General features: G+C 69.8%; 20 protein-coding genes. 15 read left to right on the forward strand and 5 right to left on the reverse strand.

Annotation, left to right across the window (positions count from 1 at the left end; genetic code table 11):
- Positions 1 to 27 precede the first annotated feature (27 nt).
- The 3 genes from OHA11_RS25410 to OHA11_RS25420 all read left to right on the forward strand — a co-directional run bounded on the left by OHA11_RS25410 (position 28) and on the right by OHA11_RS25420 (position 4292).
- On the forward strand, positions 28 to 543 hold the full coding sequence (locus tag OHA11_RS25410) for a MarR family winged helix-turn-helix transcriptional regulator (RefSeq protein WP_266507449.1): 516 nt from the start codon (positions 28 to 30) through the stop codon (positions 541 to 543).
- A gap of 78 nt (positions 544 to 621) precedes the next feature.
- Entirely contained in the window at positions 622 to 2694 is a 2073-nt protein-coding gene (locus OHA11_RS25415) for a serine/threonine-protein kinase (protein WP_266499999.1), read from the forward strand.
- A gap of 83 nt (positions 2695 to 2777) precedes the next feature.
- Complete coding sequence (locus OHA11_RS25420) at positions 2778 to 4292, forward strand: M20/M25/M40 family metallo-hydrolase (RefSeq protein WP_266500001.1); 1515 nt, start codon at positions 2778 to 2780, stop codon at positions 4290 to 4292.
- A gap of 128 nt (positions 4293 to 4420) precedes the next feature.
- On the opposite strand, the gene OHA11_RS25425 is transcribed toward OHA11_RS25420, so the two are convergent.
- Positions 4421 to 5125, reverse strand: coding sequence for an SLATT domain-containing protein (locus OHA11_RS25425; protein WP_266507451.1), 705 nt, complete (start codon positions 5123 to 5125; stop codon positions 4421 to 4423).
- Positions 5126 to 5652: 527 nt separating this feature from the next.
- On the opposite strand from OHA11_RS25425, the gene OHA11_RS25430 reads away from it, so the two are divergent.
- From OHA11_RS25430 to OHA11_RS25440, 3 genes are all read left to right on the forward strand, one after another.
- Positions 5653 to 5994, forward strand: a complete 342-nt coding sequence (locus OHA11_RS25430; protein WP_266500003.1) for a YbaB/EbfC family nucleoid-associated protein — start codon at positions 5653 to 5655, stop codon at positions 5992 to 5994.
- A gap of 145 nt (positions 5995 to 6139) precedes the next feature.
- Positions 6140 to 6739 (forward strand): recombination mediator RecR, encoded by a 600-nt coding sequence (recR, locus tag OHA11_RS25435; RefSeq protein WP_055613476.1) that lies wholly within the window; start codon positions 6140 to 6142, stop codon positions 6737 to 6739.
- A gap of 121 nt (positions 6740 to 6860) precedes the next feature.
- A complete protein-coding gene (locus tag OHA11_RS25440) occupies positions 6861 to 7520 on the forward strand; it encodes a DUF5063 domain-containing protein (protein ID WP_266500009.1) in 660 nt (219 codons plus the stop codon).
- Between the two features lie 29 nt (positions 7521 to 7549).
- On the opposite strand, the gene OHA11_RS25445 is transcribed toward OHA11_RS25440, so the two are convergent.
- Positions 7550 to 7975, reverse strand: coding sequence for a hypothetical protein (locus tag OHA11_RS25445; protein ID WP_266500010.1), 426 nt, complete (start codon positions 7973 to 7975; stop codon positions 7550 to 7552).
- A 78-nt stretch (positions 7976 to 8053) separates the two neighbouring features.
- Between OHA11_RS25445 and OHA11_RS25450 the strand changes: the two genes are divergently transcribed.
- The 5 genes from OHA11_RS25450 (at position 8054) to OHA11_RS25470 (ending at position 11897) form a co-directional block, all read left to right on the forward strand.
- Positions 8054 to 8866 carry a helix-turn-helix transcriptional regulator gene (locus OHA11_RS25450; RefSeq protein WP_266500013.1) on the forward strand — a complete coding sequence of 271 codons (813 nt, stop codon included), beginning with the start codon at positions 8054 to 8056 and terminating at the stop codon, positions 8864 to 8866.
- Positions 8863 to 9051, forward strand: a complete 189-nt coding sequence (locus tag OHA11_RS25455; RefSeq protein ID WP_266500015.1) for a DUF397 domain-containing protein — start codon at positions 8863 to 8865, stop codon at positions 9049 to 9051. Before OHA11_RS25450 ends, OHA11_RS25455 begins: the two co-directional genes overlap by 4 nt.
- A gap of 317 nt (positions 9052 to 9368) precedes the next feature.
- Positions 9369 to 10469 carry a hypothetical protein gene (locus tag OHA11_RS25460; RefSeq protein WP_323186643.1) on the forward strand — a complete coding sequence of 367 codons (1101 nt, stop codon included), beginning with the start codon at positions 9369 to 9371 and terminating at the stop codon, positions 10467 to 10469.
- 109 nt (positions 10470 to 10578) lie between these two features.
- A complete protein-coding gene (locus OHA11_RS25465) occupies positions 10579 to 11157 on the forward strand; it encodes a Uma2 family endonuclease (RefSeq protein WP_266500020.1) in 579 nt (192 codons plus the stop codon).
- 218 nt (positions 11158 to 11375) lie between these two features.
- Positions 11376 to 11897: an SgcJ/EcaC family oxidoreductase gene (locus OHA11_RS25470; RefSeq protein WP_266500021.1), complete on the forward strand. Its 522-nt coding sequence runs from the start codon at positions 11376 to 11378 to the stop codon at positions 11895 to 11897.
- Here OHA11_RS25470 and OHA11_RS25475 read toward each other — a convergent pair.
- On the reverse strand, positions 11860 to 13272 hold the full coding sequence (locus OHA11_RS25475) for a HAMP domain-containing sensor histidine kinase (protein WP_266500023.1): 1413 nt from the start codon (positions 13270 to 13272) through the stop codon (positions 11860 to 11862). The genes OHA11_RS25470 and OHA11_RS25475 overlap by 38 nt on opposite strands.
- Complete coding sequence (locus tag OHA11_RS25480) at positions 13269 to 14000, reverse strand: response regulator transcription factor (protein WP_266500026.1); 732 nt, start codon at positions 13998 to 14000, stop codon at positions 13269 to 13271. Before OHA11_RS25480 ends, OHA11_RS25475 begins: the two co-directional genes overlap by 4 nt.
- 382 nt (positions 14001 to 14382) lie before the next feature.
- Between OHA11_RS25480 and OHA11_RS25485 the strand changes: the two genes are divergently transcribed.
- From OHA11_RS25485 to OHA11_RS25500, 4 genes are all read left to right on the forward strand, one after another.
- A complete protein-coding gene (locus tag OHA11_RS25485) occupies positions 14383 to 15657 on the forward strand; it encodes an aspartate kinase (RefSeq protein ID WP_266500028.1) in 1275 nt (424 codons plus the stop codon).
- A gap of 41 nt (positions 15658 to 15698) precedes the next feature.
- Positions 15699 to 16781 carry an aspartate-semialdehyde dehydrogenase gene (locus OHA11_RS25490; protein ID WP_266500029.1) on the forward strand — a complete coding sequence of 361 codons (1083 nt, stop codon included), beginning with the start codon at positions 15699 to 15701 and terminating at the stop codon, positions 16779 to 16781.
- A gap of 381 nt (positions 16782 to 17162) precedes the next feature.
- Positions 17163 to 17831, forward strand: a complete 669-nt coding sequence (locus OHA11_RS25495) for a SigE family RNA polymerase sigma factor (protein WP_266500031.1) — start codon at positions 17163 to 17165, stop codon at positions 17829 to 17831.
- A 215-nt stretch (positions 17832 to 18046) separates the two neighbouring features.
- Positions 18047 to 19240, forward strand: a complete 1194-nt coding sequence (locus OHA11_RS25500; RefSeq protein WP_266500034.1) for a hypothetical protein — start codon at positions 18047 to 18049, stop codon at positions 19238 to 19240.
- Positions 19241 to 19342: 102 nt separating this feature from the next.
- Here the strand turns inward: OHA11_RS25500 and OHA11_RS25505 are convergent, their stop codons facing one another.
- Entirely contained in the window at positions 19343 to 20179 is an 837-nt protein-coding gene (locus OHA11_RS25505; RefSeq protein ID WP_266500035.1) for an SURF1 family protein, read from the reverse strand.
- Positions 20180 to 20187: the final 8 nt, after the last annotated feature.

Consider the following 20187-nt stretch of genomic DNA (forward strand, 5'->3'; position numbering starts at 1 on the left):
GTGGGCGAGGTGGGCGAGGTGGGTGAAGTGGGCCGAGCGCGGCAGGACCTGTTCAGCCGGACCGCCCTCGGCATCTTCCGGCTGAACGGCCAATTCCTGGGCGTGGCCGAGGAGTTGGCCCGCCCCGCCGGACTCACCGCCGCCTGGTGGCAGGTGCTCGGGGCCGTACTGAAGGAGCCGCTGCCCGTCTCCGGGATCGCCCGCGTCATGGGCATCACCCGGCAGAGCGTGCAGCGGATCGCCGATCTGCTGGTCGACCGGGGGCTCGCGGAGTACGTACCCAACCCCGCCCACCGCCGCGCCAAGCTCCTGAGGCCGACGGAGGAGGGCCTCGCGGCCGTCCAGCGGATCACCCCCGGCCACGCGACCTTCGCGGACCGCCTCACGGAAGCCCTCGGAGAGGCCGAACTGGCCGAGACCGTACGAGTGTTGGAGCGGTTGATCGGCGTCATGGAGACGGTCACGGAAACAAACGCGCAAACCAGTGCGGGGGCGAGCGCGCGAATGGTGACAGAAACGGCATCCGCTGTTACGGAACCGTAGACACCGCCCGACCACCTCCCCGTACGGCCGCACTATCCTCGGGCTGTCGCACACGCACGGGGGGAGGGCGGCGTACCCATGGAGAAGCTCGGGCCCGCCGATCCGCAAAGGATCGGCGCGTACAGACTGCTGGCGCGGCTCGGTGCCGGCGGCATGGGCCAGGTGTTTCTGGCGCGATCCGACCGGGGGCGGACGGTCGCGGTCAAGCTCGTACGCCAGGAGCTCGCCGAGCAGGAGGAGTTCCGCGCGCGCTTCCGCCAGGAGGTGCTGGCGGCCCGGCGGGTGGGCGGGTACTGGACGGCACCGGTCCTCGACGCGGACACGGAGGCGGCGATCCCCTGGGTCGCCACGGGATATGTGGCCGGGCCCAGCCTCCAGGCCGTCGTCGGGCACGACCACGGCGCGCTCCCGGAGCGTTCCGTACGGATCCTCGCGGCGGGCCTCGCGCACGCGTTGAAGGACATCCACGCGGCAGAGTTGATCCACCGCGACCTCAAGCCGTCGAACGTCCTCGTCACGATCGACGGCCCGCGCGTCATCGACTTCGGTATCGCGCGCGCCCTGGAGACGGTGACCGACGGCGGACTCACGCGTACCGGCGCGCTCGTCGGCTCGCCCGGTTTCATGGCCCCCGAGCAGGTCCGCGGCGACCGCATCACGCCCGCGTGCGACGTCTTCTGCCTGGGCTCGGTCCTGTCGTACGCGGCCACGGGCGACCTGCCGTTCGGTACGGCCAACAGCGGGGTGCACGCCCTGATGTTCCGCATCGCCCAGGAGGAGCCGGACCTGGAGGGCGTGCCGGAGGGCATCGCCGACCTCGTCCGGCAGTGCCTGCGCAAGGATCCGGCGGCCCGGCCGAGCCTCGACGACATCCTGGAGAGGACGGGAGCCGAGGACACCGTCGCGGACGGCCGCAGCCGTGATCCCTGGCTGCCGGGGATGCTGGTGGCCCAACTGGGCCGCCACGCGGTGCAGTTGCTGGACACGGAGGATCCGGAGGTTCCGGAACCTTCTGAGGAGGAGGGGCTGATCCCGGCCCGTCCGGCGTTTGAGGACGAGGCCGTTCAGGCCGACAGCGTGGGTCCGGGGGCGGCAGCCCCCAGGGACGGGAAGGGCAAGGGCGGCCGGGGCGAGAAACCACCGGTCCCCCCACCCGCCGCACCCATCCCCACGCGGCCCCCCACACCCGCCCCCGCCCCCGAGGCCTCTCCCGAACACGCGCCCACCCCCGACGGCTCCTCCCCACCCAGGCCGGGCACCCCGCCCGCCGCCGCCCCCTTCGACCACCTCCCCACCGTGACCACGGGCCATCCCGGAACACCCCCACCGACCACTGCCCCGCCGGGAGGCCCACCCCCCGTCCACCCGGCCTACGGCTATCCCCAGCAGCACCCCCAGCCCGCCGGCTACGGCTACCCGCAGCAGCAGCAGCAGCCGCCGTACCAGCACCAGCAGCAGCCCGGCGCCTGGCCGGGAGCCCCCGGCGGATACGCACTCCCTCCCGGTTCGACCCCGCCCTACGGCCCAACACCCCCGTACGGCCCAGGAGTCGCCCCGCATCCCGAGCCGCCGCAGCGGAGCGGCCGCTCCACCGCCGTCCTGATCGTCGTCGCGCTGGTCGTCGCGCTCGCCGCGGGCGCGTCCGTGTTCGCGCTGATGAAGGGCGACGGAAGCGACCGCGCGGGCGGCGACCCCCGTACGTCCCCGACGCCGAGCGCGCCGCCGACTCCGGGCCCCACCACCGAGGATCCCTCCTCGCAGCCGCCGTCCACGCCCGAGGAGACACCGACGGACGGCGTGATCCCCGTCGGGTACCTCGGCACATGGACCGCGTCCATCGACAACGACACGGGCCACAACACCCGTGAACTCACCATCCAGCAGGGCGAGGTGGGCGACACGGTCCTCTCGCTCACGGCGGACGGCCCGGCGGGCAGCGGTACGTACCACTGTGTGTTCGGGGCGGTGCTCTCCGAGAAGCCGAGCGCCGGCGGTCCCCTCCGGATCGGCCCGTCCGAGGTCACCGTCGGCGAGCCGGCCACGTCCTGCAGCCCGGGCTCGGCAACGGAGTTGACCGTTCTCCCGGACGGCCGCCTGCGCCGGGTGAACACGAGCAACGGCGACGAACTGACGTACACGAAGCAGAGCTGAGCCACGGGCGTATGGGCGGGGTGGGGGAGGGGGTGCCGACAGGGACCCTTGTGTGGGCCGGACACGCGCACAACCATGGATCCATGTCACCCACCCCCACCCCCACCACCCCCACCCCGCCCATAGGCCCCAGCGGAAGCCCCAGCAGAAGAACCGTCCTGGCCGCGACGGCGGCTGCCGGAGCCGTCACGGTGGGGCCGTCCGCGGCGCCCGCGGCGTCCGCTCCGGCCATGCCGACGGCCGAGCTGGTGGACACGCCCGCGAGGCCCGCGACGGCGGCCGAGGCCGAACGGCCGGGCCCGCGCCCGCCGGCCACCGCGCAGCCCCCCTCCCCCGAACTGCGCGCCCTGCTACGGGAGATCGACCCCGACCGCATCGAGGCGACGGTCCGCAAACTCGTCTCCTTCGGCACCCGGCACACCCTCTCCACCCAGGACGACCCGGACCGCGGCATCGGCGCGGCCCGCGACTGGATCCTCGCGGAGATGCGCTCGTACGCCGCCGCGTCCGGCGGCCGGATGACGGCCGAACTCCAGTCGTACGTCCAAGACCCCGCGCCCCGCATCCCCACCGCCACCCGCATCACGAACGTGGTGGCGACCCTGCGCGGCTCGGTCACCCCGGACCGCGTGTACGTCGTCTCGGGCCACTACGACTCCCGTGTCACCGACGTCATGGACGCGACCTCGGACGCCCCGGGCGCGGACGACGACGCTTCCGGCGTGGCCGTGGCGATGGAGCTGGCGAGGGTGATGGCGAAGCGCCGCCCGGCGTCGACGATCGTGTTCGCGGCGGTGGCGGGGGAGGAGCAGGGGCTGTACGGGGCCGCGCACATGGCCTCGCGGTTCAAGGCGGCGGGCACGGACGTGCAGGCCATGTTCACGAACGACATCGTGGGCGCCTCGACGGCGGACGACGGCACGAAGGACCCGTACACGATCCGGCTCTTCGCGGAGGGCGTGCCCACGTCGGAGACCCCGGAGGAGGCGGCGACGCGCCGTTCGGTGGGCGGCGAGAACGACTCCCCGTCACGGCAGTTGGCGCGCTTCGTGCGCGACACCGGGGACAACTCGGCGACGGGGATGCACGTACGTGTCGTCTACCGCCGGGACCGCTACCGCCGGGGCGGTGACCACATCCCCTTCCTCGAACAGGGCTACGCGGCGGCCCGTTTCACCGAGCCCGCCGAGGACTACGCCCATCAGCACCAGGACGTGCGGGTCGAGGGCGGCAAGCAGTACGGGGACCTGCCGGAGTTCTGCGACTTCGCTTTCACGGCCCGGGTCGCCCGGGTCAACGCGGCCGCGCTCTGGACCCTGGCACAGGCCCCGGCCGCGCCGCGCGACACGAGGATCCTGACGGCGGCGCTCACGAACGCGACGGAGCTGACGTGGAAGCGCGGCTCCGAGCCGGACCTCTCCGGCTACGAGGTGGTGTGGCGCGAGACCACGGCGCCCGAGTGGACCCACGTGATCCCGGTCGGAGAGGTGACATCCCACGAGGTGGACTTGTCCAAGGACAACGTCTTCTTCGGGGTGAGGGCGGTAAACCGAGCGGGGTTGCGGGGTCCGGTGGCGTTCCCGTTGCCGCAGGTGTAGGACGTCCTCAAACGCCGGAGAGGCTGAATTTCAGCCTCTCCGGCGTTTGAGGAGCGGGGGTTCGGGGGCGGAGCCCCCGAGGCAAGGACGGGAATGGGTAGGGGCGGCGGGGGGCGAAAAAGAAACCCCTATCTCGGCTCAGGCGGTCGCTGCCGCGGCATGTTCGGGCGAGCCGGCGGCAACGGCGGCCGCCCCGGCGGAGCCGAGTCCACCCGCGCACCCCCACCCACCCCCGCCTGGATCCCCAGCGGCCCCGCCCCCGTCCGAAACTCCACCATCCAGTCCGCGGTCTCCACCCGCACCAACTCCGTCATGTCCTCCGAGAACCGCCGAAGCACCCCGAGACACCGCTCCGCCGCCTCCCCCGCCGTCCCCTCGGTAGGCCCGAGAACCTCCCGCACACACTCGGACGCCCACTCGAACTGAAGCACCTGCAACCGACGCTGCACGGCCTGGGCAGTGGCCACATCCCTTATCCACCCGGAGGTCACCCCGAAAAAACGGTCCCCCGCCACACACGCGACCGCGACCAGCATCCCCAGATATCCGAAGACGGCACCCCCGCCCACCACCCCCGTGACATCGAGCAGAGGCAACGCGGCCCCGGCAAAAGCACCCCCCGCGGCCCCCGCCCGCAGCGCCCGAGCCCCCCGCCGCTTCCACATCCGGTCGGCGAGATACCAGGACACGGTGGTCAGCGCCCCCGCCTCCACCCACCGGTACAGCTCGTGAAGCCGCTCGGCCGGCTCCCCCCAGTCCCCGAGCGGGAAGGCCCGCCCCGAGAGATCACGGGGCCTGGGACTGCCGGGCCCGAACGCGCCACGGCCGGGAATGCCCCGCCCCGGCCCACTCCGCCCGGAACCGCCGGAACCGCCGGAACCGCCGGGACCACCGGGACTGCTGGAACCACCGGGACCCCCGGGCCCACCGGGCCCGATCTCCCCCGGCCTCAGGCCACCGGCCCTCCCCGCACCATCACCCCGACCGTCCCCGTCCTGGGCCGACCCCTCGGGCTGCATGTCCGGCTGGCTCACCCGACGCTCCCTAATCGCGACGTTGTGTGACGTTGCGTGACGGTAATGTGGCGCAAGGTGCTGAAGCGCCGCACCCTTACTACCTCCCAATGGGTGGCGATGGCCCCGGTTTCGGGGGTTTTCCGCTCGGACGTGGGTCTTGATCAGGTATAGGCCAAGCTGCCGCCTCACTCGAAAGAGTGCTGGAGCGACGGGCGGACAGACCACGTAGGCTCATGCCAAGGCGGGAAACCCCGCCGGACAGCCGTACTCGCAGCCGTACTCACAGGCGCGTTGACAGCCGTATTGACAGTCGTATTGACAGCCGTACGAACCAGGAGCTGATCGTGATTCCCGGTGGTGGCCAGCCCAACATGCAGCAGCTGCTCCAGCAGGCCCAGAAGATGCAGCAGGACCTCGCGAACGCGCAGGAGGAGCTGGCGCGGACGGAGGTCGACGGCCAGGCGGGCGGCGGCCTGGTGAAGGCGACGGTGACGGGTTCCGGCGAACTGCGCGGCCTGGTCATCGACCCCAAGGCGGTGGACCCCGAGGACACCGAGACCCTCGCCGACCTGATCGTCGCGGCGGTCCAGGCGGCGAACGAGAACGCCCAGACCCTCCAGCAGCAGAAGCTCGGCCCGCTGACCCAGGGGCTGGGCGGCGGCGGCATCCCCGGCCTGCCGTTCTAAGTCAACCCGGCGGTCCCTTCTAAGACGGCCGACCGCCAACTACCGTACGTACCAAGAGAGCGAGCACGACTACGGTACGTACTGAGCGAGCAGCGAACGAGCAGTAGGACGAGCAGCACAACGAGCAGGAACAGGAAGGCAATCCGTGTACGAAGGCGTGGTCCAGGACCTCATCGACGAACTGGGGCGGCTGCCCGGCGTCGGTCCCAAGAGCGCGCAGCGGATCGCCTTCCACATCCTCCAGGCCGAGCCGACGGACGTACGCCGTCTCGCGCAGTGCCTGATGGAGGTCAAGGCGAAGGTCCGCTTCTGCGCCACCTGCGGGAACGTGGCGCAGGAGGAGCTGTGCAACATCTGCCGCGACCCGCGCCGAGACCTCACGGTGATCTGTGTGGTCGAGGAGCCGAAGGACGTCGTAGCCATCGAACGCACTCGTGAGTTCCGGGGCAAGTACCACGTCCTGGGCGGCGCGATCAGCCCGATCGAGGGCGTGGGCCCCGACGACCTGCGTATAAGGGAACTGCTCGCGCGCCTGGCGGACGGCACGGTCACGGAGCTCATCCTGGCCACGGACCCGAACCTGGAGGGCGAGGCCACGGCCACGTACCTCGCCCGCATGATCAAGCCCATGGGCCTCAGGGTCACCCGCCTCGCCAGCGGGCTGCCGGTGGGCGGTGACCTCGAGTACGCGGACGAGGTCACTCTGGGGCGCGCCTTCGAGGGAAGGCGGCTGCTGGATGTCTGAACGAGTAGTAGACGCACGAGATGCACGAGACGTACGAGGCACGCGACATGCACGGGCCGAAGCCCCTGTAGGTGCGCGTATCGGCGTTCTTGTCGAGTCCTTGAGGAAGGTCGGCTTCTAGATGTCTGACGCCACGCTGCACGCGACGGGGCAGGACCCCGACGACTTCGCGGTCCAGATCGCGGACCAGGTGGAGAGCTTCCTCGTCGCGGTCACAGAGGTCGCCAAGGGCGACGAGCCGGACTCGGCGATCCCCTTCCTCCTCCTGGAGGTCTCCCAGCTCCTGCTGGCGGGTGGTCGCCTGGGCGCGCACGAGGACATCGTCCCCGACGAGCGCTACGAGCCCGACCTGGGCCCCGAGCCGGACGTCGACGAACTCCGCGAGCGCTTCGCGGTGATGCTCGACCCGGTCGACGTCTACTCCGAGGTCTTCGACCCGTACGAGCCCCGCAAGCCCCCGGTCCCGGCCCGTATCTCCGACGACCTGGCCGACGTCATCACCGACCTCCGCCACGGCATGGCCCACTACCGCGCGGGCCGTACGACGGAGGCCCTGTGGTGGTGGCAGTTCTCGTACTTCTCCAACTGGGGCTCGACGGCGTCGGCGACGCTGAGGGCGTTGCAGTCCCTGGTCGCCCACGTCCGCCTGAACCAGCCCCTGGAGGAACTGGACGGCCTGGACACCGACCAGGACCTCAGCGAGGACGCCCTCGCGGAGGCGGCCGGCAGGGTGATGGCAGAGGAGATCGCGGGCCCACTGGGCCTGCGAGAGGTCAAGTAGCCCCGCTCTGACGGAAGTCGAGGCCGCTCTTACGTAGCGACGCTCTGGTCGAGCGCCGCGTGCAGGCGAACCGGGTCCACGTACGGAGTGGTCGGGGTCGGTTCGCTGTACCACTGCAACGGCCAGGTGTTCCCGTCCAGCGCCGGAATCCCGATGTACGTGACCGTGCGGCTCCGACTCCCGGCCCCGCCGAACCGCTGCACCCCCAAAGGCCACTCGCAGGCCCTCGCCGCACCCGGCGCCAGCAGGAAGTACATCCACCGGAACCCGACCGCCTCGCAGACGACGGGTCCCGCGTCGCCGTCGGCCGCCTCGATGAGGTCGGCCGCGACCTCTTCCCCGCGTACGCCCTGGATGCGGACCGCGTCGAAGTGGATGCCGGAGACGCGGAGTTGGTGACCGGCGAGGGGGACCCACTCGGGGCGGTAGTGGGGGATTGCGTTCGTCATGGTCACACAGTGGCGGTTGCGAGGCTACGCTCGGTAGTGACCGAGGGGATACACGCCGGGGTGTATCGGTCGGAGGTGGTCGCTGTGTCGGTCCAGTACAACTCCGCTTCGCCTGCGCCGATCAACTGGCGCTACAGCGGCAACCAGTTGAAACGCTGGCGCACCAAGGCGAACGTGACCCGCGAGGAGCTGGCCGCCGCCTCCAACTACTCGCCGGACACCATCAAGGCCATGGAGCAGGGCGTACGTGCGCCGACGCCGCGCGTCCTCGATGTGGCGGACGAGATGTGTGACGCGGACGGGATGCTGAGCGCGGCCAAGGACTATCTCAAGAGGGAGAAATTCCCGGCTCGGGCCCAGGACTTCATGCTGTTCGAGCAGCAGGCGATCAGTCGCTGGTCGTACGAAGCGGCGTTGATCTCGGGGCTGTTGCAGACGGAGCCGTATGCGCGGGCGCTCATCGGCAACCACTGCCCTCCGCTGGAGGAGGAGACGGTTGAGGAGCGAGTCACGGCGCGGATGGAGCGTCAGGAACTGCTCACGCGTAGGCCGCCTGTGGCGCTGAGCTTCGTACTGTACGAAGCGGCGCTGCGTGGCCCGTTGGTCGACAAGGATCAGCTGGACCGTCTGCTGGCCGTGGGGTGCCGCAGCAACGTGACGATCCAGGTGCTGCCCTTCGTACGGGCCATTCCGGCTGCTCTCATGGGGCCGATGGTGCTGATGGAGACCTCTGAGCGTGAGCGCTACGCGCTGTCGGAGGGGCAGTCGGTGAGCCAGTTCACCTCTGACCCAGAAGTGGTTTGGAAGCACACCGAGCGGCTTAGCATGATCCGTGCGGTGGCTCTCAGCCCTGCCGAGTCGGAAGCCTTTGTCGAGCGGATGTTGGGGGACCTGTGAGCGAGCAGCTGAAGTGGTTCAAGTCCAGCTACAGCGACTCCGAAGGTTCCGACTGCGTCGAAGTCGCCCTCACCCCCACCACCACCCACATACGCGACACCAAACTGGCCGCCGCCAGCCCGGAGTTGGAGGTGAGGGCCCACGCCTGGTCCGCCTTCATGTCCGCAGTTCGGCCCGGAGCTTGAGCCCCGGGACCCGAGCTCTTCCCATGGGTTCTGGGTTTTGGTTTTTGATGGCGGGAGCTAACCAACCAACCAAGTCTGTACGTGAGTTGAGCGCGCGTAACTCGTAAGAGTGACGATCCGTGATCGGCTTGCTTCAGAACGTGAAGTCACTCTAGGTTCGCGGCAATAGATCGGCCCCGGTCGGTGCGCCAACACCGGCTCCGGGGCCTGGACCTACGCATCGAATCGAGAGTTCGACCGTGGCTTACGCCCAGCCTAGTCCCGCCCTGCCGCGTCCCACCCACCCCATGGCCAAAACGGGTTACGGAAAGCGCGCTGTGGGTGACGAACCTCCGCACGTGGACGCGGACTTCGCGCATCTGTGCCCCCGAGACGCCGAGTTCGCCGTCTTCATCGACCACCTCGACGACGGCCACGCCATGGGCCACAAGGTGATCGCGGCGGAGCACCCCCGATACGGCCAGCAGGCGTCCCGTACGTCCCTCAGGAGCCTCACCGAAGTCGGCCACCTGCGCTGGATCAAGGAACACATCACCGTCGAGGACAACTCGATGCGGTGGGTGACGCGGACGTACTGGTCGCGTACGCCCAGGTCGGTGGAGTGGTGGACGGAGTTCGCGCGAGAGCGCCACGGCAGGGACGTAACGCAGAACCACCAGCCGGGCCTGGCCCGCACCGAGACCCCCGCTCCGGCCCCGCAACCGTCCCCAGAAGCCGAAGCAGCCGAAGCAGCCGAAGCGGCCGAACGGGCCGGACAGGCCCAGCAAGCCGAAGCGGCCGAACAGGTGCGGCAAGCCCAACCGGTGGACGCGGCCCCCGAGCCCAGCGCCGCGTACCGCGCACTCGCCCGACTCCGCGTCGTAGAACCCCGTATGCCCCTGTCGGAAGCGGATTGCCGGGCCCTTGAACCCCTCGCCGCCGAGTGGCTGTCACGAGGCGTCACCCCGGCCGAATTGACCCGCGCACTGACCGACGGGCTGCCGCCCGCCGTCGCGAACCCGGGCGGGTTCGCCCGCAAACGATTGGAGAACAAGATGCCCCCGCAGAAGAACGACACCGCCGAGACCGGCCCCGGTCGTCCCCTCCGCGCCAAGGTGACCCGCGTGATCATGGCGTGCGCCACCTGCGACGCCGACGAGCGGACGGCGAAGATCATCCGGGGCGTGTGCGAGGACTGCCACGCGGAGGAGGCGGAGCTGGGGATGACGCCGGAGGACGTCAAGAAGGGCTTCGAGGAGATCGCCCACATGGGCACGGCGACCGCCCGTCTCCTCAAGCTGAAGCTGGAGCGGCGTACGGGCGGACCCGTGCCCGACACGTTCCGCCCCGTGCCCATCGACGACCGCGTCTACTACCACTACCGCGACAACCGGGACCGCATCGCGAACGGCCTCCCGCCGAGGCGCTGGAAGCCGTGAGGGTCGGGAGCGGGCACGGGCAGATCTGCGGGCCATCGAGAGAGGGCGGCGGCGTATGAGCGTGCAGGACGTGCCGGTCGGGGCACCATGGAGTCAAGGAGGCGACGCCATGACCCCCATGACCGCAGACCGGCCCCAGATGTCCGTCGAGGAGTTCGAGGAGCTGGCCAGCCGTGCGCCAGAGAACGTGCGGTTGGAGTTCATCAGGGGGAAGGTCCAGGTCAAGCCGGTGACCGATGGCAACCACGACCAGATCATCGCGTGGCTGCAGAGGCTGTGCATGCAGCACCGTCCCGAGTTGTGGCTGTACGGGGAGCGCGGGATGAAGGTCGAGCGCTATCGCAAGGGGCGCGCTCGCCCTGACGGTGTTCTGGCGCCCTTCGGCTTCCCGAAAGGGCATGGGGAGTGGTCGGACGCCCCGGGAGTACTCATGGCTGTCGAAGTCACATCATTCGATGCCGACACCGACCGGCGGGACCGCATCGAGAAGCCCGACGGCTACGCGGCCGCAGGCATCCCCGTATACCTCCTTGTCGACCGCGACGACTGCTCGGTCACCGTCTTCACGGATCCGGAGGACGGCCGTTACCGCCGTCAGGTGAAGGAGCCTTTCGGGGCATCCGTCAAGATCCCGACCCCGGTCGGCCTCACCCTGGAGACCGAGGAGCTCAAGGAGTTCGTGGACTGAGGCATCCGAAAGCCACGCCTCAGTGCCCAGCACGTCCGGAACATGTCCGTCAGGAGAACGCAAGCCGCTGAAACCCGCCTGTCACCTGTGGCTTTAGCTGATTTGTACGAACCTTGGCTGTGTACTGGACATGTACTGGCCAGAGCTTTACTCGTGTGTCGAGAGGGTTGGATCACTCCCCCCGGGGAGCAAGTCCAGCCCACCGCACAGGAGTTGAGATGCAGCGTCACATACGGACCCGCGCAGCGATCGTCACGGCCGCCCTCGTCGTCGCCGGAGCCGTCACCGCCGGTGTCAGCCAGGCCGCTCCGGAGCACAGGGCGAAGCCCGCGGTGAGCCAGGCCGCGAAGCCGACCAAGAAGCAGATCGCTGCGCTGTTCGACGGCTGGAACAAGGCCCTGCAGACCGGGGACTCGGAGAAGGTCGCCGACCGGTACGCCAAGGACGCCGTACTCCTTCCCACCGCGTCCCCCATCATCCGTACGGACCGCGCCGGGATCGTCGACTACTTCGACCACTTCCTGCTGAACAAGCCCAAGGGCGAGAAGATCAAGTCCGTCATCAACATCCTGGACAACGACTCGGCGCTCGACGCCGGGCTGTACGTCTTCCACCTCACCGACCCGACGACCGGTGTGAAGAGGGACGTCGAGGCCCGCTACACGTACGAGTACGAGAAGCGCGGCGGCAAGTGGCTGATCGTCAACCACCACTCCTCGGTGCTGCCCGCCGCAAGCTGAACCGGACGCACAGCCCTCCACCAGGGGCGTCCCGCAGCGCCACCGCACCGCCGTCGTCCGTGACGAGCTGCTTGACGATGGCGAGGCCGAGTCCCGAGCCGGACCGGCCGGTCAGGCCCTGGCCGCGCCAGAAGCGGTCGAACGCGCGGGACTTCTCCGCGTCGGACATGCCCGGCCCCTGGTCCAGCACCGACAGCACGACCTCGTCCGGGTGGGACGACACCTTCACGGTGATCGTTCCGCCGTCCGGTGAGACCTCCAGAGCATTCGACAGGACGTTGTCCAGCACTTGGTCGAGATGACCGGGGCTGGCCAGCACAAGCGGCCGGCCGCCGATAACTCCCCCTAGAGCGATGGTGACTCCTCGCTCGTCGGCGGCCGGTCTCCACACCGAGAAGCGCTCCTTGATCACGTCGAGCAGTGGAAGCGGTTCGGCCGCGGACACCTTCGCCTCCGCCCGCGCGAGCACCAGCAGACCGTTCACCAGACGGCTCATCCGGACCACCTCGGACGTCGCCTGCTCCACGTCCTCCCGTACGAACTCGTCGTCGACCCCGTCCGCGATGTTGTCCAGGGAGAGCCGCAACGCCGTCAGCGGCGTACGCAGTTGGTGGGAGGCGTCGGCGACGAAGATCCGCTGGGCGGCGACCAGGCTGTCGAGGCGTTCGCCGGCCGAGTTGAGCGTGCGGGCCAGCTGCTGCGTCTCGTGCGGGCCCGTCACCGGCGAGCGCGCGGTCAGGTCACCGTTGCTGAAACGGGTCGCCATGTCGTTGAGCTGGTGCAGGGGTCGGGTGAGGTGCCGGGCCACGAGGGCGCCGAGACCGGCCGCCGCGGCCAGGACGGCCACGGCGAGACCGGCCCGGAAGCCCCAGATGGTCCACAGCCGGGAGGTGAGCGTCTTGGTCGAGTACACGATCCGGGCCGCACCCACGACCGTGCCCTGGCCCGTGCTCTCGCTCTCGCCCGCGCTGTCCGCCGTGGCCTGCCGGGCGGGGACGGTGACCACCAGGTGCCGTCCCCAGATGAGGTCCGAGCCCCAGTCGGTCGTGGACTCCCCGTTGTTCAGGGCCTTGGCCAGGGCCGCGTCCCGCGTCGGCCGGGGCAGTCTCGGCGCGCAGCTCCGGTCGCCGGTGGTGGTCACCTGGACCTCGCCGGGCGTCTGCTCGCGGTACGCCCTGGCCATCTCGTCCAGTGCCTGGCAGGAGGCGGAGTTGCCGTTGCCCAGCAGCAGGGCCGTGGTCCTGGCCTCGCGGAGGACGGACAGCTCGGTGTCCCCGCGCAGCTGGGCGGTGAGCGTGAAGGCCACCGGGACGGTGAACAGCGCGATGGCGATGGCGACGAGCAGGATGTAACTGAGGATGAGCTGGCGAATCATGACGAGCCGTCACCTTTGCCGCGGTCGCTCTTGTCGCTGTTCTCGCCGCCGTGCTTGTCGATCTCCAGGCGGAAGCCGACCCCACGCACCGCCTCGATCGTGATCACGCCCGCGAGCTTCCGCCGCAGCGCCGCCACATGCACGTCCAGCGTCTTCGTCGGGCCGAACCAGTTCGCGTCCCACACCGCTTCCATGATCTGCTCGCGCGACATCAGCGCGCCCGGCTCCTCGGTGAGGAAGGCCAGCAGGTCGTACTCCTTGGGCGCGAGTGCGACCTCCTCGCCGTCCAGCCGTACGCGGGCCGCCTTGCGGTCGACGGTCAGCCGGGCCCCGTACCGGTCGGGGCCGCTCCCCGCGGACCCGGGGGACGCACGCGGCTGGGCGCGCCGCATCACCGCCCTTATCCGCGCGATGACCTCACGCACACCGAAGGGCTTCGTGACGTAGTCGTCGGCGCCGAGTTCGAGGCCGACCACACGGTCCGTCTCGTCGATGCGCGCGCTGATCACGATGATCGGTACGTCGCCGCGCCCGCGCAGCGTCTTGCAGATGTCGAGACCGTCCGCGTCGGGCAGCCCGAGGTCGAGCAGGACGACGTCGTACGGGGCCTCGTGGGCCAGGGCGTCACCGCCCGTGGCGACCCACGCCACCTCGAAGCCGTAACGCACCAGTCCGCGCCGGAGTGACTGGGCCACCGGCTCGTCGTCTTCCACCAGGAGTACGCGCACAAGCGGAAACCCTAGTGCTTGAAATTCAAGGGGTCGGCTGTGGGTGTGACGAGGCGCACTTTCCGAGTGAGGTGCGGGCGGACAGGGCAGATGCGGTCCTGGAGCGGCCGGAGGGCCGGCCGACGGAAGCCGACCGATCGGACGACCGGAAGCCGGACGACCGGAAGCCGGACGACCGGAAGCCGGACGGTCGGACGGCGGACGCCGACTGATCGGACGATGCACGCCGACCGATCGGACGACGGAAGTCGGACGCACCCGGGTGATCAACTTGTGAGCGGGACATCTCACGATGCGATATCGCCGGGGTGGTATTCGGCCGCTCGATAGACTGAGCCGACCGCAGTCGTGCGGTACGAGACGGACTGAGCGAGGAGCGCACGTGGGCCTTGTCGTGCAGAAGTACGGAGGCTCCTCCGTAGCAGATGCCGAGGGCATCAAGCGTGTCGCCAAGCGGATCGTCGACGCCAAGAAGAACGGCCATCAGGTCGTTGTCGTGGTGTCGGCGATGGGTGACACGACGGATGAGCTGATCGATCTCGCCGAGCAGGTATCCCCGATCCCTGCCGGGCGTGAGTTCGACATGCTGCTGACCGCCGGAGAGCGGATCTCCATGGCCCTGCTGGCGATGGCGATCAAAAACCTGGGCCACGAGGCCCAGAGCTTCACCGGCAGCCAGGCAGGCGTGATCACCGACTCGGTCCACAACAAAGCGCGGATCATCGATGTCACGCCGGGCCGTATCAGGACGGCGCTCGACGAGGGCAACATCGCGATCGTCGCCGGGTTCCAGGGCGTCAGCCAGGACAAGAAGGACATCACCACGCTGGGGCGCGGCGGGTCCGACACCACGGCCGTCGCCCTCGCCGCCGCCCTCGACGCCGAGGTCTGCGAGATCTACACGGACGTCGACGGTGTGTTCACCGCCGACCCGCGGGTGGTGAAGAAGGCCCGGAAGATCGACTGGATCTCCTCCGAGGACATGCTGGAGCTCGCCGCCTCCGGCTCCAAGGTGCTGCTGCACCGCTGCGTCGAGTACGCACGCCGATACAACATCCCGATCCACGTCCGCTCGTCCTTCTCCGGACTGCCGGGCACCTGGGTCAGCAACGAGAATCCGCAAGGGGACGCGCAGGTGGAGCACGCCATCATCTCCGGAGTCGCGCACGACATCTCCGAAGCCAAGATCACGGTCGTCGGCGTCCCGGACAAGCCGGGCGAGGCCGCGGTGATCTTCCGCGCCATCGCGGACGCCGAGATCAACATCGACATGATCGTGCAGAACGTGTCGGCGGCCTCGACGGGTCTCACCGACATCTCCTTCACCCTCCCCAAGGCCGAGGGCCACAAGGCCATCGACGCCCTGAAGCGGGCGAAGGACGCGATCGGCTTCGACTCGCTGCGCTACGACGACCAGATCGGCAAGATCTCCCTGGTCGGCGCGGGGATGAAGACCAACCCGGGCGTCACCGCCTCGTTCTTCCAGGCGCTGTCCGACGCGGGCGTCAACATCGAGCTGATCTCGACCTCCGAGATCCGCATCTCGGTCGTGACCCGCCAGGACGACGTCAACGAAGCCGTGCGCGCCGTGCACAGCGCCTTCGGGCTCGACTCCGACAGCGACGAGGCCGTCGTTTACGGAGGCACCGGCCGCTGATGGCCAAGACCGAGGGACCCGGGACCGTGCGACCCGGGTCCATGCGACGTGGGTCCGTGCGGCCCGGGTCGAAGGGGCCGACGCTCGCGGTCGTGGGTGCGACCGGCGCCGTCGGCACGGTGATGCTCCAGATCCTGTCCCAGCACGCGGACATCTGGGGCGAGATCCGCCTGATCGCCTCCCCGCGCTCGGCCGGCCGCAAGCTGGCCGTGCGCGGCGAGCAGGTCGAGGTGGTGGCCCTGACGGAGGAGGCCTTCGACGGGGTCGACGTCGCCATGTTCGACGTACCCGACGAGGTCGCCGAGCGCTGGGCGCCGCTGGCCGCGGCCAAGGGCGCGATCGTGGTCGACAACTCCGGCGCCTTCCGGATGGACCCCGAGGTGCCGCTGGTGGTGCCGGAGGTCAATCCGCACGCCGCCCGTGTGCGGCCGCGCGGCATCATCGCGAACCCCAACTGCACCACCCTGTCCATGATCGTGGCCCTGGGCGCGCTGCACGCCGAGTTCGGTCTGCGCGAGCTGGTGGTCTCCTCGTACCAGGCGGTGAGCGGTGCCGGCCGCCGCGGCGTCGACACCCTGCGCCAGCAGCTGTCGCTCGTCGCGGGTACGGAACTGGGGACGACCCCCGGTGACGTACGCAGGGCGGTGGGGGACAACACCGGTCCTTTCCCGGAGCCGGTGGCGCTCAACGTGGTGCCATGGGCCGGGACGGTGCGGGAGGACGGCTGGTCCTCGGAGGAGATGAAGGTGCGGGACGAGTCCCGCAAGATCCTCGGGCTGCCGAAACTGCTCGTCGCCGTCACATGCGTACGCGTGCCCGTCGTCACCACGCACTCGCTGACCGTCCACGCCCGCTTCCAGGCCGAGGTGACGGTGGACCGGGCGCGCGAGATCCTCGCCACGGCGCCGGGCGTCGTGCTCTTCGACAATCCGGCGGCGGGGGAGTTCCCGACGCCGGTCGACGTGGTGGGTACGGATCCCACGTGGGTGGGGCGGGTGCGACGGGCGCTCGACGACCCGACGGCGCTGGAGCTGTTCGTGTGCGGGGACAACCTGCGCAAGGGCGCCGCGCTGAACACGGCGCAGATCGCGGAACTGGTGGCGGCCGAGCTGGGTGGAGTGTGAGTCGCCGGGTTGGGTGGGGCGTGAGTCGCCCAACTGGGCGGGTGTGAGCCGCGGGTGACTCCCGGCCGGAAATTTTCTGGCGGAACGTTGAAGGGTTTGTAGGATCCGTGTGACTTTCATGGTCGGATAATGGTCCGGACCACTTGAATCGAGGCCTCTGGCGGTCGACGATTTTTCCTCCCCGTTCTCCGCAACCGCGCGGAGGGCGGGGAGCGTCTTTGCGGACGCCCTTCGTGGGCGTCCGAACGCTGCGTTTAATTGGGGCATAGGGGAAGAGCTGTTACGTATGAGGGCATTTAACGCACGGTCAGACGCGCAGCCTGACGCAAATGTGATGCCTGTCGCGTACAACCCCAACGGGGTGAGACGTGTCCAACTGGCGTGGCTGAGGTACTCGAATTCACTGTGGCGACGCGCGGCACGGCCCTGCGTCCGCCCCGCCGACCCCGCATGTCCGGCGCGTCCGGCGGCGGCATGCCGGTGATCGCCCCCATGCCCGCAGCGCGGCCGACCCGCATATCCAACCAGCGCGAGGGCGCTGACGAAGCCCTGGCGGCCGGCACCACCGTCGACCATCTCACCGAGACCTACCGCGCCCACTACAGGTCGCTCCTCGGCCTCGCGGCGCTCCTCCTCGACGACACCGCCTCCTGCGAGGACGTCGTCCAGGAGGCGTTCATCCGGGTGCACTCGGCGCGCAAGCGCGTGCGTGACCCGGAGAAGACGCTCGCCTATCTGCGCCAGACCGTCGTGAACCTCTCGCGTTCAGCCCTGCGTCGGCGCATCCTCGGCCTGAAGCTCCTCTCCAAGCCGATGCCCGACATGGCGAGCGCGGAGGAGGGCGCGTACGACCAGCTGGAGCGCGACGCCCTGATCAAGGCGATGAAGGGCCTCCAGAGGCGCCAGCGCGAGGTCCTCGTCCTTCGGTACTTCGCGGACATGACCGAGGCGCAGGTCGCCGAGACGCTCAGCATCTCGCTGGGTTCGGTTAAGGCGTACGGCTCGCGCGGGATCGCGGCGCTGCGTGTCGCCATGGAGGCGTCGGCATGAGCGGCTATGACGAGTGGACACGCCACGACGAGTACGGTCGCGGTGACAGCGACGACCACGAGCATGACCACCACGAGCATGACCAGCACGCTGGGAACGGAATTGTGAATCACGGCCCCTCGGAGAACCCGGGCCCGGAAGAGTCGGACTTCTCGGAGACGGAGGCCTTGGACACCGGGGTCTCGGATTCGTCGGATACATCGGATACGAGGGCCTTGGATACGAGGGTCTCGGATACGGAGGCCGCGGCGCCGGAGTCGGGGGGCTCGGGCGGGTTCGGTGGCAACGGTCCCGGTGCCAAGGGTTCCGGTACCAACGGTCCTGGTCTCAATGGTCCTGGTCTCAACGGTCCCGGTGGCGAAGGTCCCGGTGGCGAAGGTTCGGGTGGCGACGATCCCGTTACCGAGCTTCTCGGTCTGGGGGCGCTCGGGTCCGACGAACTGGCTCTGCGGCGGCTCCTGCACCAGGCCGTGGAGGAGATCGAGCCGACCGACGGCACGCTGGACCATCTGCGGCGTGCGGTACCGGCCAGGCGGGCACGCAAACGTCAGGCCCTGGTCGGCATGGCGGCCGCCGCGCTCTTCATCGGCACGGCCGTCCCGGCCCTGGTCCACGTCTCGAACTCGACCGGCCCCAACGCCGACCCGTCCATGATCGGCAACAGCTCGCAGACCCAGGGTGGCGCGAACGAGGGCAAGGCGGCCGGCGCGGGGGGCACCTCGGGCGGCGCCTCGAGCACGTCCAGGGATCACGACGATGACGACAAGAAGGACAAGCCCGGCAAGAACGAGGGGACCAGCGGCGGCGGCACCATGCAGCCGTCGGCCTCCGCCGCCAACGTGCCCGCCTGTACGGCCCTGCAACTCGGCGGCGCCTCCGCGAACATCGGCTCGGCCGACGCGGGCGGCGCGGTCTACGGCTCGTTCCGGGTCGCCAACGTCTCCGCCGCCGGCTGTACGGTCTCCGGCAGCGGCTCCGTCGCCCTGACCGGACAGGGTGCGACGAGCCAGTCCGCGATCGGTACGGCCCTCCACACGACGGGTGACGCGGCGGCCGGACTGGCCGACCCGTCGAAGTACGCCGCCGCGCTGGTGCTCGAGCCGGGCTCGGCGTACGAGGTCGCGTTCGCCTGGGTGCCGTCGAGCACCTGCCCCACCACCGGCGGCCCCGGCGGCGGAGAGCCCACGCCCGACCCGACGCCCACGGACACAAGCGGCGACAGCGGTGGTACGGCATCGGAGGGCACCAGCGGTGAGAGCACGCAGCTCATGAAGGCGGACGGCGTCGCCGACGGAAGCGTCGTCGTGTCCTACACGGCGGAGGGCGGCGCCCCGACGGTCTCCACGACGGTCCCCAACGCCTGCGCCGGGACGGTCTACCGGACCGGGGTACTGGCGGCCGGGTCCTGAGAACCTGACGTCCTGACGTCCTGAGGGACCGGGGTGGTGCCGGCCGGGTCCTACGGGACTGGGCGCCGCCGATCCCTGAGTGACCAGGGCGCTGGGCGGGTCCTACGGGACTGGGGTGCTGGCCGGTTCCTCGGCCGGTTCCAGAGACCTTGAGGTCTGGTTCGTGCTGCCTTCACGATCGTCTTCGACGAGGCCCAGCTCCGCGTCCTGCGCGAACTCCACCTCGCGTCGCACCAGCCGGAACCACATGAAGACCACGAAGCCCGCGAAGACGAACCACTCGCCGGTGTAGCCCAGGTTCTGGAACGCCTTCAGGTCCAGGCCCGTGTCCGCCGGAGCCGCCGCGGGCACCGCCTTCAATCCCGGGTCGGCCTTGGCGAGCGTGACCCACGCGTCGTACACGTCGTACGGCACGAGGTTCACCAGCGCCGCCGAGCTGATCGCGCCGGTCTGGCCGGCGGGGAGACCACCGGCCGCGGGCACGCCGTTCGACCCGGGTGTCTCCGACGCCTGCAGCGCGCCGGCCACGGTGACCTCACCGGCCGGAGCGGCCGGGGCCTTCGCGGGGTCCGCGGCTCCGGGGAGCCAGCCCCGGACCACCGGCAGGGCCCTGCCGTCGTCGGTGCGCAGCAACGTCAGAACGTAGAAGCCGCGCTTGTCGTCCAGCTCTCTGTCCGGCACGAGCAACTGCTTCCCGTACCGGCCCGTCGCCGTGGTCTGCTTGCCTGACGTCTTCTTGTCCACGGGCAGCAGCTCGGCCAGCGGCCTGGCCGGATCCGTCTTGGCCGCCGTGGCCTGCTCGCCCGCGTCACGGTGGTCCTGGACCCGGTCCTCGAAGCGGCTCAACTGCCATGACCCCATGAAGATGCAGAAGGGGATGGCCAACAGCACGAAGACGTTGATCCCCCACCAGCGGGGCGTCAGCAGGAACCGGTACACAACCTCAA

The organism is Streptomyces sp. NBC_00878 (assembly GCF_026341515.1).
Taxonomy (GTDB): Bacteria; Actinomycetota; Actinomycetes; order Streptomycetales; family Streptomycetaceae; genus Streptomyces.